Below are 13,981 nucleotides of genomic sequence, written 5' to 3' on the forward strand. Positions count from 1 at the left end.
ATTTTTATAATGAATGAATTCTTTCATAGTCTTTTTTAAATTGATTATCATTTTTTAACCAACTTTTAAAAGTTGGTTCCTTTATTTCTAAAATGGAACAAGTTTTAGCGATACATTTATTTTTCATATATTCCTTAAGGAAATTTTGTTTTCTCTGCTTAACAGCAGATTGGGTTCTTTTTAGGTTTCGATCTTTTAATTGATCTAGACTTAGACTTTCTTTCTGAAATTCTTCATATTTTCTATGCAAATAAATATCTTTGTCTTTATAAATCCAATTTGAAAATAGTTGTATTGATTTTCTCCCGGTTAAAATGACGCGATAATGTTTATTTTGATTTAGTAAATCGGCTGGTAAATTGTGATTTTGTAGTACCTGATTTAAAGAATTCATAAAGCTATATGATCCTCCTACAAAGCTTACTGTATACGTTTCATACTTGACGTAACCATCCCCATCAAAATATCCACGAACAAAATGATGTAAATATTCTTCAGGCACGAATGGAAATTTAATATTTAATGATTTACATGGCATGATTCCATGTATGTTCATAAGGTCGTCTTTTATTGTTTTGCTATTAATGTTTAGCATATATACGTCTGTTTTTTTGTTTTGATAAAGTGGCTGGTTGGTGTTTAATTCTTTTTTTATATCTTCTAAAATATAACTTTCTTTTTGTGATATACTGACGCATTGATTTTCTTTTTGTATAACGCCGTCAGCTGCTATAAATCCTAAAATATAAGCCATATTATTTGACCAAGTTTTAAAATAATTTTCTTTTATGTCATACTTTCTCTTCCAACTCCCTATAGCGCGCCTTGGGACGTTGCTGTCTGATAAAACCATACGAATATACCTTGCAGACACATTAGCAAGTGTAGCAATCTCTGAGGTGCTTTTCCCCTCTGCATATAGCTGCGTTATCTCAGATTTTGATAGTTTACATTTTGATTTCTTTTTTCGCTCTATGTGCACTTACATCCTCTCCTTCCTTTCTTTTATTAGAGACATATTTTCTTCTATAACATACAATGAAACATATGTTCTCTGTCGCGTATAAGAAGGAATTTACTAAATAAAAACAATTTACATGTACTTAATATTTGTCTTAGCTGCTGCTATGCGATTTGTACTTTATAGATACAAATAATGAATTTGACGGATTTATGAAATACAAGGCATTTTAGATGAAAGGTAAAATAATATAGTTTAAACTACAAATAGCTACAATAACAACATACGTAAATTGTTAATCGTAAAAAGGAGAACGAATGAATAAGAAATATACAAATCAAATTCATACTGATATGAGTTTTAAACCGAAAGATATTATAAGTTTAATGACGGATTACTTTAAAATAAAATCAAAGCTGCGTCCTATAAAGGATTTGCCTGTTGTTTTATCAAATAAAGATAATGAAGCGTTAGAGAGTGTTACATGGTTTGGCCATTCTGCTTCTCTTTTGAAAATAGAAGGTAAAAAACTGTTATTAGACCCGATGTTTGGAGATGCCTCTTCCCCATTTCCCTTGTTTAATAGTAAGCGTTATAGTGGTGCTTTTTCTTTAGAACGTGATGACCTTCAAGAAATTGATGCGATTATCATTTCTCATAATCACTATGATCATTTGAATTACAAAAGTATTATGCAGTTAAAAAATCGCGCAAAACACTTTTATGTTCCAACTGGAGTTGCACAATATCTTATTAAATGGGGTGTTTCACCTAGTAAAATTAGTGAGCATAATTGGTGGGACGAAATTACGTTTGATAATATTAAGTTAGTATGTGCGCCTGCAAGGCATTTCTCTGGACGTGGTATGACAGATAGAGATCGTTCATTATGGTGTTCATGGCTTATTCTTGGTCAAGAGACTAAAATTTTCTTTAGTGGTGATAGCGGTTATGCCCCTCACTTTAAGGAAATTGGTGATAAATACGTTCCATTCGATCTTACATTAATGGAATGCGGGCAATATGATCCGAGGTGGTCTGCTATTCATATGTTGCCTGAAGAAACGGTACAAGCTCATATTGATGTTAAAGGAGAATTACTTCTTCCGATTCATTGGGGTGCTTTTACGTTAGCATTACACGAATGGAGTGACCCGATAGAACGTGTTACGAAAGAAGCTAACCGTTTAGGAGTTAAAATTACAACGCCACAAATTGGCGAATCTATTACGTTAAAATCTACAGACTATCCTTTATCCGCTTGGTGGAAGGAAATTTAATTTTAAAATATAAAAAGAGCGAATCCTCTTATAAAGAATTCGCTCTTTTTTCTGTATTTAAACTTATTTCACTATATTGGATCTCCCACTATCTAATACTCTATTTGCTGGTACACTGGACATTTCAACCACTGTATTCATACTCTTATCAGTCAGTTCAATGAGTTCGTTTTCATGTTTTATTTTATTTAAATCCCACACCATCCCATGAAATTCATTATGTTGACCACTTACCTGTATAATGCTTTTTGTTTTATTTGAAGGCTGTATTTGAAGGTTTGTAAATTGATTCCCACTAATTTCATTTGGCGTAGTTACTTGACTATCCATATAAATCATATTTACACAGTCTTCTAAAGAAAAGTTCATAAAACGATTGGCATTTATCCAAGCTTGTCCGGTGCTCGGTTTTTTCGCTACTAATTTCAGTCCAGTTTCCATTCCTACAACTTTAATATTTTCGAAGTTAACAAACGAAATTTCATTTTCTTTTCCAGCAGAGTATAAAGAAATTCCGGTACCTTTATTTGTTTCCGTCCAATTGATAATATTTATATCTTTAATTTGTGTTTTGTTCCAAGTGTTATAATATTTATTTTTACCGTCTAAATAAATAACTTCAGAGTTAAATTTAGGATCGTCAATAGTTATATACGCTCCTTCAATGGATGCGTTTTTCTCTAGTTCTAAAACTCTAAAGTTTCCCTCAACTACAAATTGGGATCCATAACCAAATAATAATTTCACACCTTTTTTAACAATGATTGGTGACGTGATTTTATACTTTTTATCATCAAGCAATACAGTTTTAATTTTACTAGACTCTGCTTTATTAATAGCAGATTGTATTTTTATTGAATCATTTTCCCCTTTAAAGTTTTCTACATACAAGTTAGTACTTTTAGCTGCATAGTCTTTTTTGTTGTATTGATAAAAAGCAAAAATAATTAAAACTATACCAATGAGTAAAACAATTATTTTCTTCATCGTACTCACCCCATATCGATTAGTCTATGGCTTTTATATTCAGGTTATTATTATTTTGCTTTGTATTTCAGATTACCATTGCTGCTTTGTCTATTAATCCCTTCCTCTATCCTTAATAAGCTCTTACTGGCGATATAAGATGTACTGCTGCAGATTGCTCTCCTGCTTCAATCAATATCGGTCGCATAGAACCTCCAAAACTTAAAGTAATCGTTTCTTCTTTTATTGCTCTTAAAGCATCAACCATAAAACGCCCATCGAAAGATATATTTAATTGTTTTTCACCTTGAATCGCATCTATTTGTTGCGTTTCAGATATTTTCCCAATTTGAGAAGCGTTTGAAGAAATTTTAATTGTGGATTCGTTTATGATTTCTAAGTTAACATTGTTATTAGCCCATTCACTTGCTAATAAACTTGATCGGTCTACACCTTGTAATATCTTTTTTCTATCTACGTTAATAATCGTTTTAAAATCATTTGGAATAAGGTTAGAAATATTAGGATATTTCCCTTCAATTAGTCTTGAATATAATGTAGTTGTTCCGAGCGTAAATATAATATGACTCTCTGAAAGGTAGATATATACGAATTCCGAATTGCTGTTCATTAATTTTAGAAGTTCACTAATGGTTGCGCTTGGTACAATACAATTTGCTTTTACATCTGAGGAAAGTAATGTTTCGCGTATCGCTAGTCTATGTGAGTCAGTTGCAGCGCAAATTAACTTATTATTAGATAACTCTATATGCACCCCAGTAAGAACAGGTCTAGATTCATTTTTTGCTACCGCAAAGACTGTTTGTTTAAATACTTCAATCAATTGCTCTGTCTCTACCTTGATTTCTGCATGATTGTCTATAAGCGGTACATTCGGAAACTCATCTGCAGGAAATCCATTTAAACTTAATGTGATTTCTTCTGATTGTATCTTAATAGTTTGCTCATTCTTACTTTTTATTGCGATATCACTTGGCATTTTCTTTATTATTTCAATGAAATACTTTGCAGGTACAACAATAGTTCCTACCTTTAAAATAGTTGCAATCTTTTCGTCTTCAATTGAAACAGGAATGAATTTTTCAATAAAAATATTTGAGTTACTTGCAATTAAAGTAATTCCAGATTGATCTGCAGTTATTTTTATACCAGATAATATAGGAATTAAAGATTTTGTTGATATTGCTTTGTTGACTTCTGAAAGTGCTTGAGTGAATTGTTTGTGATTAACGATAAACTCCATGTTTCCCCCGCCTTACATGAGATAATATTTTTATGAAGATTGATGAACGATTGTTCCGTTAAAAAAATAAGGTACTGTTTCTTTCTTTTGTAATAAATATAGTAAATGTTCTGGTATGCGTAAATACGGTGCTGCTATATGTAATTCCATCCAAGTAATCTCTTCGATTTCTTTTGGCCTTGATATATATGTCTCCCCGCCGATTATTTCGCCTAGAAAATTAAAGAAAATTGCATGATGATCTCTTTCCTCGAAAAAGGCTTCACTGATAGAACAAATCCCGTTTACGTTTATATGTAACCCTGTTTCTTCTTTTACTTCTCGAATTACTGCTTCTTCTAATGTTTCTCCTAATTTAACTGCGCCACCTGGTAATGTATAATAAGAACCATTTTCCCCTTTGTTTTTTACCATTAAGATCTTTTCATTAGTTTTATCGTACAAAATCGCGTATGTAACATTAACTTTTTTCATATGTACCTCCTCTATTTTAAATAAAAGGAATTTTCTGTCTTCTATTCATTCTACCATTAACTCCTTTTAATATATATAAGTTAGTTAAATCTTGCCTTTACCGCTATTGTTGGAGTTAATAAGAATAGGCTACTGATATAAAAAAAGAACGTACCTTAGGAAGATTATCCAAAGTACGTTCTTGCAGTTTTAGTATAAAAATTGATTCAATTAATACTGAAATTAATAATAACCTCGCCCTTATTGCATTTGTATTTCAAATACTAACGTTAACAAATTCTATATACTTTTTAACCGTTTTTCTAAATAATAATGATTATGTCCTTTCGGATGATCTTCACTTACTCCAATTACTTTATATCCATGTTTCTTATAAAAATCAGGAGCTTGGAAACTAAAAGTATCTAAATTAATTAACCTACACCCTTTTTCAATTGCAAATTCTTCAATAAGCTTTATTAACTTGCTTCCGTAACCTTCATGCCTATATTCTTCAGAAACCCATAGAAAGTCAATGTGTACATGGTGCCAAAAAGTTATTGCCGTTACCCCACCTACTATTTCTTCTTTTTCATTTCTTACTATGAAACTAACCTTTTCTGAAGGTGTTTTTTCTTCATCTGCAAGATATTTTTGATTGTATTCAATTACTTTCTCTCTTATGTAATCACTATCTTCTTGTACCCACTGCTGTACTATTTTCATTTTAAGTGTCACGCTCCTTTTTACTTATCTATTCAATTTTATAATGAAATTGTTCTGTCTTTAATAAGTTCGTAAAGAAGCAAAGTTAATGGAATAAAAAAGAGCCCTAGCATGAGGACTCTTTTTAAAATTAAGCTACTTTCCGATGTAAATGTTTTAGTTCCTTTTTCTTCTCTGCATTTGGTGGGCGGATTAATATTGAAATAATGAAGGAAATAACACTTAAAACACCGATTATAATAAAAGTTGGTTGAAATCCCCCGAGTATCGCTCCAATAAATGATCCTGCAAGCGCACCAAATCCGAAACCTTGGTAGACAATCCCGTAATTTGTACTATGGTTTTTTAATCCAAAGAAATCTCCGACAATAGCTGGGAATATAGTTATATTACCGCCGAAGCAAAAGGCGACACTTGCTACACAAGCAAAATAGATTCCGTAATTTAGCGGAATAAAACTTAAAGTAAAGACTGACAAACCTATAATAATAAAAGTTGCAGAGACAATTTTCATTCGGCCGATTTTATCTGATAACGTCCCAAGAATGATTCTACCTACTGTATTAAAGATTGCAATCATAGCAACGGCGTTTGCAGCGGTTGCTGCGCTAAGTCCGACGAGTTGTACACCGATATCTTTTACCATACTTATTAAATACAAACCACCCATACACGAGGTGAATAACATAAAAAATAGTAGATATACTTGTTTCGTTTGCATCATTTCACGCGGAGTATAGTCATTGTGTAATGTTTCAGTTACAGCATTACTTACGATTGCCTCACGTAAGAAGAACGATCCAATTAATACTAAAAGTAACACGATAATGCCCCAATATAAGAATGCTTGTGATACACCAAGATTATCGATAAGATTTCCGTTTATATATCTAAAGATTAAGCTGCCCATTCCATAAGCTGATACAGATATACCTGAAATAAGCCCTTTCCGATTTGGAAACCATTTAATTAAATTAGATAGTGATGTAATATAAGCTGTTCCATCCGCATAACCAACAACAACACCAGCTAATAAATATAATAGTGGTAAGGAAGAAACTTGTGAACTAAGTATTAAGCCGAGTCCTAAAACAATTCCTGCAGTAGCAATAAGTTTCCGAAGTCCTAATTTTTTCTGCAATTTTGCTGCAAATAAAGTTGAGAATGATAAAGAAAAACTTGTTATAGAGAAAGTTATCGCTACTGAATTAAGATTCCATCCAAACTTACTTACAAGGGGTTGATTAAATAAACTCCATGTATAAATTGTTCCAAGGCCAATTTGAACAATGATTGTACCTAGAACAATTAGTAACGGATTTATAGAAGTTTGTTTCATACTAACTGTCCCCTTCTTTTATCTTGACATAGATTTTCACAGTTAGTATATCCATCGTAAATTGCAAGATACTGTACGGAAAATGGTAATTAAGTTCATATACACAAAAAGACACTTCATAAAGAAGTGTCTTTTGCAGGTTATATCAGATGTTTCTAAAGAAAGCTTTGTTAAGATAAGCCATTTTCGAATGCTTATGTATATATGTTATCAAATAATTTCTTATATGTGATGAGACTTAAGACGTATTTTTCATTCATCATATAGTCGGATGAAAAATTAATATTCGATTTCATCAAAATCCTTCGGCTGCGGTACAGTTTGCATATTAGCTGCATCTTTAGGATCGCTATAAATTGCATTTTTCTCTGTATTTACATCTTTTATATTTTGTTTTTTATTTTTGTTCACTTTATCTTTCACTTACAATCACTCCTTTTTGTTATAGGAGTAATTATGCCCTATTACCGTTACTAAATGTATCAGCGACTAAATTACTAAATTCACGTAAATAATATAAGTAATTATCACCGCCGTAGTTATATCTTTTGTTATACATTTTTGCAACAACTACATTATATTCAGGTATTACTAAAATAGTCGGTCCAGTAATCCCTAATATTTGATATGACCCTTTTGGAACACGTTCACCAAGTTCGCTTAATTGTGCAGGTTCATTTTGAACGAACCAAAACAAGCCATTTTGTGGTAGCTCTTTATTTACATATGTTGGACTCTGCAAACTCGTAGCGATTTTTATAACTTCTTTTGGAACAATTTGCTTACCGTTTATCACACCTTGATTTAAATGAAGATTGCCCCAATAAGCAAATTCTCTAGCTGAGACAAACAGATTTTTTTCAGTACCGTCATCTACCGTACCAATTTCACTAGTCGCGTCTTCATTTGGATTATTAACAACGTCAACTAAATTTTCATCTCGCTGAACTCTCCAACCTGTTTCTTGAAAATTAGCAGGCTTAAAAACACGCTCCTTTAACAATTCAGGAAAACTTTTGTTATATAGCTGATAAATAAGACGTGTCATCATTCTTACATTAATATCTCTATATGCCCATGCTTGTCCCGGTTCAAATTCACGAAAAATTGTCCCGTCATTCATTTCTTCTAATCCGTGCGAATGTGTTACCAAATGTCTTATCGTTGTTTTACCAAGCAATGCAGGATTAAAGTCTTTAAAATATTTTATCGCTTCATCATCAATAGAGTTTATTTTCCCCTCGTAAAGCGCATACGCTATCATTAATCCTAAATAACTTTTTCTAGCAGAAGCAACGTTGAACTGCGAAGATGCGGTTACTTTTTTATTAGTCGATGTATTTGAGTGATAACCGCTATAATGCTCTAATACGACTTTATTATTTTTTATAATACAAATTGCTGTAGCAGAACTATGATTTTTTTCTTTTATATTCTCTACCCAAGAAATCAACTTATCATATGTATACAAATAAATCCCCCTTAATACACATCAAAATTACAGTATGAAAGAAAAGTATAAACAGTATTTACACCTTTCTTTCATATAAAATATTAATGATGTACTATATTTAAATAATCCACCAGTTCCAGCAATTAAAGCAACCAAAACATCCGGCACAACCTACGCAACCACCACATCTGCCACCGCCGCAACCGCCACAGCGTCCACCACAACCTCCGCATCCGCCACAACGACGTGCATCGCCTTGGATGTAATAATATGGATATTGGCTTTGTTGTTGATCCCAATACACAACATTACCAGTTTGATAATCATTAAGGTTTAATGTTTGTAATTCATGTTGAAACTGATTCATTACGAACCCCTCCATTTATAAATATAAATTTCGCCCAAACGTTAAAGTTTATATATTTTTGTAAACAAAATAGAAACAAGACTATAGACTAAATGCGTACATCAACAAAATATGAACTTACACTAGGTGATGTACCTTGTTTTTCAGCCTATTTTCTTTATATTTATTCGATGGACGTATTTACTATAAATAAAGTGATTTAAAAATTACTAATCCAACAATTTAGTAGTTCATCACTTAACTTTCTTTCTAGTAATTCCTTCACTAAAGGCATTGGCATGATTTCATAATGATTTAAGGCTTCTTTATTATAATCTATCCAGTGAAATGCTAAATGAGACTCGCTCGATTTCGGTGTTAAGTCCGTATGTAAATCTTGTGACTCTACTTCAAAAATGTGATTAATTTCATGATGGAGCACTTCTTTATCTTGCCATTGATTTTCTATGACTCCTAAAAATTGTTGTATACTACAGTTTACTCCAAGTTCTTCTCTTAACTCTCTTATTAATGCATTCTCTACTGATTCTCCAATTTCAACATGGCCACCAGGTAAAAAATAATGATGGCCAATATATTCAGCAACTAATAATTTTTCATCTTTTATCATGACTGCTCGTACAATATGATGGAATTTACTTTTCAATTGATATTCCTCCTAGTTATTCAATGTATAGTTGCTCAAAATAGTCATTTAGTATTGGTATAATATAAATCATAGGTGTTTCATACGGATGCATATCATTAATAATTTCAAGAGCATCTTTTACAAGTTCTCGTTTACACTTTATTTCAACTTTACATTCTTGCCCTTCGCATATTCGACCAATTTCTCCATTAAAAGGAGATGCCTCGTCTAAAGGTCTCCAATATCCTTTCACTGAACTATAGGAAAGACAATGGTCATATTCGCCCGTTTTACATGCTCCAATTTTATTTAATTCATCCCTTAATGTTTCAATATATTCTTCAGGAATGAATACTTCAATTTTCAATTCAGTAAATTGCATATTTCATTTCACACCTTTACTTCATAATAGTTAAACAAATAAACGATATACTTGCTCACCATCATACTCCTGTCCTAATGATATGAAACCATATCGTTCATATAGTTTCTTTGCAGAGATATTATCTTTATGTACTGTTAATCTAATTTCTTTACACGATTTAAAAGTATTTTTTATTATATTAATACTTTCTTGTAATGCTGCTTTTCCATAACCATTACCTTGCTGCGATTGATCAATAATAAATCCGTTAATCCAATACATATCTGATGTCTCTCTTACAACAGCATGCATAACAAAACCAACCATAAGGTCACCATCGTATATAGCGAGTGGTATGTACTCTACATTGTCACCATCTGGTTTTATATATACTTTAGCAAGCGAAACTGCTACGGATGGAACAAATTTCAACTGATTTTCTTTAACTTGTAGTTTTAATGCTTCTTCCCAATTTTCTCTCGTAACAACCTTTAACTGGACATTCAATATTGTAAGCTCCCTTATATAGAGGATGTATGTTTATATTCAACGTAGCGAAATAATTCCCTTTTTCGACAACGACTTATAACATAATTTTTATAAAATCTTGAATGAATTTTTCTGCATCTATTTCTAAAGCTATACGGGCTCCTTCAGATTTAGAGTTAGGGCGAAAATCAGCAAATGTTTGTCCTTTCGTATCTCCGTATGTATCTACATTCACTGTACGATGCGCAAATTCAAAAAAACTTTGGTTAACTAATCCACTTATAGCAACCACATCATGAAGCAATGGCCCTTCGATAGATGGATTAAGTTTTTGGTATGCAGAAAAATAGTAATCATACATTGGTTTCATTATCGTATGGAATGGATTCTTTGAATTAGCTTGAATATAGTCAAACACATTTGGTGTTAACACAGCTTTGTTTGTTACATTTAAAGGGAATATGAATAAATTCTTTGCTTGATGGAAAACAATTTTACTTGCTATAGGATCTCCATACACATTTGCCTCTGCTAACGGCGTAACGTTTCCTACTTCTAAAAAAACACCACCCATGAAATAGATTCCTTTTACATTTAGCATTAAATCATTCCATAAATTAAAAGCAATTGCTAACGAGGTAGATCTTCCTACATCAACAATTGTCAAATCTTTTCCGTACTTTATAAGAATCGCAGCAATACTGCCGAAATTATATATTGGAATAGATAATACATTTTCTGGAACATGGATAGGCCCTAATCCTTCTGCTCCGTGAATTTCAGGATAGTACGTAGTAATTTCTTCTGTAAGTGGTTTTGTTGCACCACTAATGACAGGAATGTCTTGTCTATTTGCTAACTGCAAAATATACGCTGCATTATGTGCAGCATGTATATGCTCAACATTTCCGTATCCAGTTACAATACCGACAATTTCAATTTCGGGATGCAGTAAGCCATACATAATGGCAAATGAGTCATCAATACCTGGGTCTCCGAAAAATAATACTTTTTCCAAGAAATACGCTCCTCTCACGAAAAAATTGAGTCATTAGTAACTATGTATATGAAAAAAGCAAGTATATCTATGCAAATTTTAGAATGGATAATGTTTTACAAAATATTAAAAAGGAACTAGCGTATGCTAATTCCTTTCTTGAGTAACCATTCTCAAATTTAATTAATTATCGTATCCTTCATAAATTGCATCATTTATTTGATTTTGTATTTTTGTATCATCAGGTACAGGTTTCCACCAATTTCCTGTAATAAATAACATAGTTAATAAATTATAACTATCACTAAAATAACTTTCTCTCTTATTCTTCATCCAATCCCAACCGCTATTTACCCACTTTTGATTATTGCTACTTGTTATACTTGCAGCAATAAACGGTGAAACAAATACAGCAGTTGAATAACTACCAATATTAGATCCATTTAATTGATAACCATCCACAATTTTAGAAGGATTTCCATTCGTTTTATTTTGAATCCACGAAGAAACTTTATCAGAAATGACTTTACTTCTTTTCTCGCCGTACATCGCATAGTCCATTACAATTCTCAATGGTACCCGACTAGCATTGTAATAATATGCATTTGTATATTCTGACTCATCTAAGAAGTCTTTAGGTGCGGGTTGTGGTGGGTTTTTTACAACGAAATCTGAAATAAGTCCTGTATTTGGAGAGTATGTATTACTAAATTGCGTATAAACATCGTACAAATTATTAATAACAGTAAGCCAAGTTTTATCACCTGTAAATTCATAAAATGCTCTAAGGTGTGACATCATCCAATCAGATGGTCTCGTATCAAGTGAACTTTTAGAATCCCAATCTCCTAAATTTAGTCGGTTATTATTTGTAACATTACTAGCTTTAATACCTTTTGTAATCATGTCTTGTGCTTCTTTCAAATAATTAACTGTTCCATTAGATCCCCACTGCTTATGAGCAAGAAGAAGAGAATACGCAATATCTAAATCTCCATCAGTAGCAGAATCAAAATGACCTTGTGCTTTTTTACTATCTGCGACAACCCATCCCATTAAATTAGGATTTTGAGAACTTTTAAAAGTTCTTGCTGTTTTAAATAAACCGTCATAGATTTTTTGAGCATTCGAATCATAACCAGCCATTAATACTGTAATTATCATCCCATACCCTTGACCTTCTGAAGTTCCAAGTGGCTTAAACCCATCTGCATCACCTGTAATCTCTCCTTTTACGTAATAACCACCAGGTAAAGAAGATAAATCATTTTTCAAATATTTCTTTTTCCAATTATCGTAGTAACTTCTTACAGAAGCATTTAAACTTTCCTGTGTAACATGATTCGGTTTTATAACACCTGCATAATTAACTTGCTGGGGAAATGGTTTCATTTCCTTTGCAGCAGCTACTTGTTGATTAACTACAGGAATAGAATTTTGTACTGAATTGTCCGTTACACTTGCTGCGAAACTAGAATTAGAAAAACTAGCTAGTCCGATTCCTACAATAGAAATACATGTGAAAATTTTTCTTTTTCCATTCATTATGTTGTCAGCTCCTTTTAAAATGCTTACTACATAAAATGTAACATACAATATTTAACTGAAATACAAAATATTATATTTATCAACATAAGAAAGAAACTATATAAAAAAGTATCATAAAATCATTATTGAATTACATTATACGGATTGATTATTTACTAAATTCCTATGTTTTTCTTTTCTTAATACTGGTATATGAGCAATCACAATTCCAAGTATAGTAATTCCGCCGCCAATTATTGAAACTAAAGTTGGCACTTCTCCTAACCATATCCAAGCAATGAAACACGCGGTTATTGGCGTTAAATATAGAGAACTTGTTGCTTCAGAAGCACCAGCACGAGATATAATATAGGCCAATGCAATATACGGGAGTACTGTTGGAAAGACACCTAAATATATAACACTCAAGTTAACTTCAAGAGGAGCTGCTAATATTTCTTGATAAACTCCGGGTAAGAAAATAAGCATACATACAGTACTAGAAAAAATTGTATATATGGTAAATGGTAAGAAACCGTATTTTTTTAAGTAAGATGTTTGGAAAACGAAAAATAGACTTTCTGAAATCGCCGCTAATAATATAAATAATCCCCCGCTATTTAATTGAATAGCGTCGCCTTGGCTAAATGAAATTAAGGCAATTCCTGCAAAACTCATTACACCACCGATCCAGCCATTTAATTTCATTTTTTCATTCAAAAAAACAGAAGCAAAAATTGCCGTCACTATTGGAGTGACTGAAATTATTAAACTTGCAGATCCAGCATTGACTGTTTTTTCGCCGTAATTTAATGCGATGTGATAAATAGTAAACCCTAAAGCACCAAATATAAAAAATGCTGGGATATCCTTTAAATCCGGTAATCGTAGTTTGTATATAAATGAAAATAACAAAAGTATAAATGAGGCGATTAATAAGCGTAGTAAAGTAAGGTGTTCAGGCGTATAAGATTCAAGCCCCAGACGAATTGCTGGAAAAGCAGTTCCCCATATAAGAATTGTAAAAGCATGAGCACATATAATGCGTAAATCCCATTTTTTATTATGCATGTTTTCTCTCCCTCCTTAATAAACCAACCATTTTTAAATTACCAATTATTTCTTTTCATCATATTTAATAGTTGATACAATGTCTTCAACCAGTTA

Annotated in this window: 16 protein-coding genes; 1 reads left to right on the forward strand and 15 read right to left on the reverse strand. The window is 32.0% G+C overall.

Annotated elements, in window-relative coordinates:
• Nucleotides 1-4: 4 nt before the first annotated feature.
• The gene (locus B9A45_RS16145) at nt 5-982 is read right to left on the reverse strand and encodes an LAGLIDADG family homing endonuclease (RefSeq protein ID WP_084064245.1); all 978 of its coding nucleotides are present in this window, start codon (nt 980-982) and stop codon (nt 5-7) included.
• 296 nt (nt 983-1,278) lie between these two features.
• Here B9A45_RS16145 and B9A45_RS16150 point away from each other — a divergent pair, with 296 nt between their 5' ends.
• On the forward strand, nt 1,279-2,241 hold the full coding sequence (locus tag B9A45_RS16150; RefSeq protein ID WP_084064246.1) for an MBL fold metallo-hydrolase: 963 nt from the start codon (nt 1,279-1,281) through the stop codon (nt 2,239-2,241).
• Nucleotides 2,242-2,304: 63 nt separating this feature from the next.
• Here B9A45_RS16150 and B9A45_RS16155 read toward each other — a convergent pair whose 3' ends face one another.
• The 14 genes from B9A45_RS16155 to B9A45_RS16220 all read right to left on the reverse strand — a co-directional run bounded on the left by B9A45_RS16155 (nt 2,305) and on the right by B9A45_RS16220 (nt 13,885).
• Nucleotides 2,305-3,228, reverse strand: a complete 924-nt coding sequence (locus tag B9A45_RS16155) for a hypothetical protein (protein ID WP_000721076.1) — start codon at nt 3,226-3,228, stop codon at nt 2,305-2,307.
• 112 nt (nt 3,229-3,340) lie between these two features.
• Complete coding sequence (gene dnaN, locus B9A45_RS16160) at nt 3,341-4,471, reverse strand: DNA polymerase III subunit beta (protein WP_000394482.1); 1,131 nt, start codon at nt 4,469-4,471, stop codon at nt 3,341-3,343.
• A 30-nt stretch (nt 4,472-4,501) separates the two neighbouring features.
• The gene (locus B9A45_RS16165) at nt 4,502-4,945 is read right to left on the reverse strand and encodes an NUDIX hydrolase (protein ID WP_000757608.1); all 444 of its coding nucleotides are present in this window, start codon (nt 4,943-4,945) and stop codon (nt 4,502-4,504) included.
• 279 nt (nt 4,946-5,224) lie between these two features.
• Nucleotides 5,225-5,650 carry a GNAT family N-acetyltransferase gene (locus tag B9A45_RS16170; RefSeq protein WP_084064247.1) on the reverse strand — a complete coding sequence of 142 codons (426 nt, stop codon included), beginning with the start codon at nt 5,648-5,650 and terminating at the stop codon, nt 5,225-5,227.
• A gap of 130 nt (nt 5,651-5,780) precedes the next feature.
• Nucleotides 5,781-6,989: an L-lactate MFS transporter gene (locus B9A45_RS16175; RefSeq protein ID WP_084064248.1), complete on the reverse strand. Its 1,209-nt coding sequence runs from the start codon at nt 6,987-6,989 to the stop codon at nt 5,781-5,783.
• 279 nt (nt 6,990-7,268) lie between these two features.
• Nucleotides 7,269-7,412, reverse strand: a complete 144-nt coding sequence (locus B9A45_RS32200) for a hypothetical protein (RefSeq protein WP_000653676.1) — start codon at nt 7,410-7,412, stop codon at nt 7,269-7,271.
• Between the two features lie 31 nt (nt 7,413-7,443).
• Complete coding sequence (locus B9A45_RS16185) at nt 7,444-8,460, reverse strand: serine hydrolase domain-containing protein (protein ID WP_000288900.1); 1,017 nt, start codon at nt 8,458-8,460, stop codon at nt 7,444-7,446.
• A 100-nt stretch (nt 8,461-8,560) separates the two neighbouring features.
• Complete coding sequence (locus B9A45_RS16190; RefSeq protein WP_001071345.1) at nt 8,561-8,809, reverse strand: heterocycloanthracin/sonorensin family bacteriocin; 249 nt, start codon at nt 8,807-8,809, stop codon at nt 8,561-8,563.
• 199 nt (nt 8,810-9,008) lie between these two features.
• A complete protein-coding gene (locus B9A45_RS16195) occupies nt 9,009-9,455 on the reverse strand; it encodes an NUDIX domain-containing protein (RefSeq protein ID WP_000836836.1) in 447 nt (148 codons plus the stop codon).
• Nucleotides 9,456-9,471: 16 nt separating this feature from the next.
• The gene (gene cutA, locus B9A45_RS16200; RefSeq protein ID WP_084064249.1) at nt 9,472-9,819 is read right to left on the reverse strand and encodes a divalent cation tolerance protein CutA; all 348 of its coding nucleotides are present in this window, start codon (nt 9,817-9,819) and stop codon (nt 9,472-9,474) included.
• Between the two features lie 30 nt (nt 9,820-9,849).
• A complete protein-coding gene (locus B9A45_RS16205) occupies nt 9,850-10,308 on the reverse strand; it encodes a GNAT family N-acetyltransferase (protein WP_001102682.1) in 459 nt (152 codons plus the stop codon).
• Between the two features lie 76 nt (nt 10,309-10,384).
• Nucleotides 10,385-11,308 carry a nucleoside hydrolase gene (locus B9A45_RS16210; protein ID WP_053513072.1) on the reverse strand — a complete coding sequence of 308 codons (924 nt, stop codon included), beginning with the start codon at nt 11,306-11,308 and terminating at the stop codon, nt 10,385-10,387.
• Between the two features lie 162 nt (nt 11,309-11,470).
• Entirely contained in the window at nt 11,471-12,832 is a 1,362-nt protein-coding gene (locus tag B9A45_RS16215; protein WP_053513066.1) for a glycosyl hydrolase family 8, read from the reverse strand.
• Nucleotides 12,833-12,970: 138 nt separating this feature from the next.
• A complete protein-coding gene (locus B9A45_RS16220; protein WP_000551608.1) occupies nt 12,971-13,885 on the reverse strand; it encodes a DMT family transporter in 915 nt (304 codons plus the stop codon).
• Nucleotides 13,886-13,981: the final 96 nt, after the last annotated feature.

Origin of the sequence: Bacillus sp. JKS001846 (assembly GCF_900176455.1) — a bacterium.
GTDB lineage: Bacteria > Bacillota > Bacilli > Bacillales > Bacillaceae_G > Bacillus_A > Bacillus_A cereus.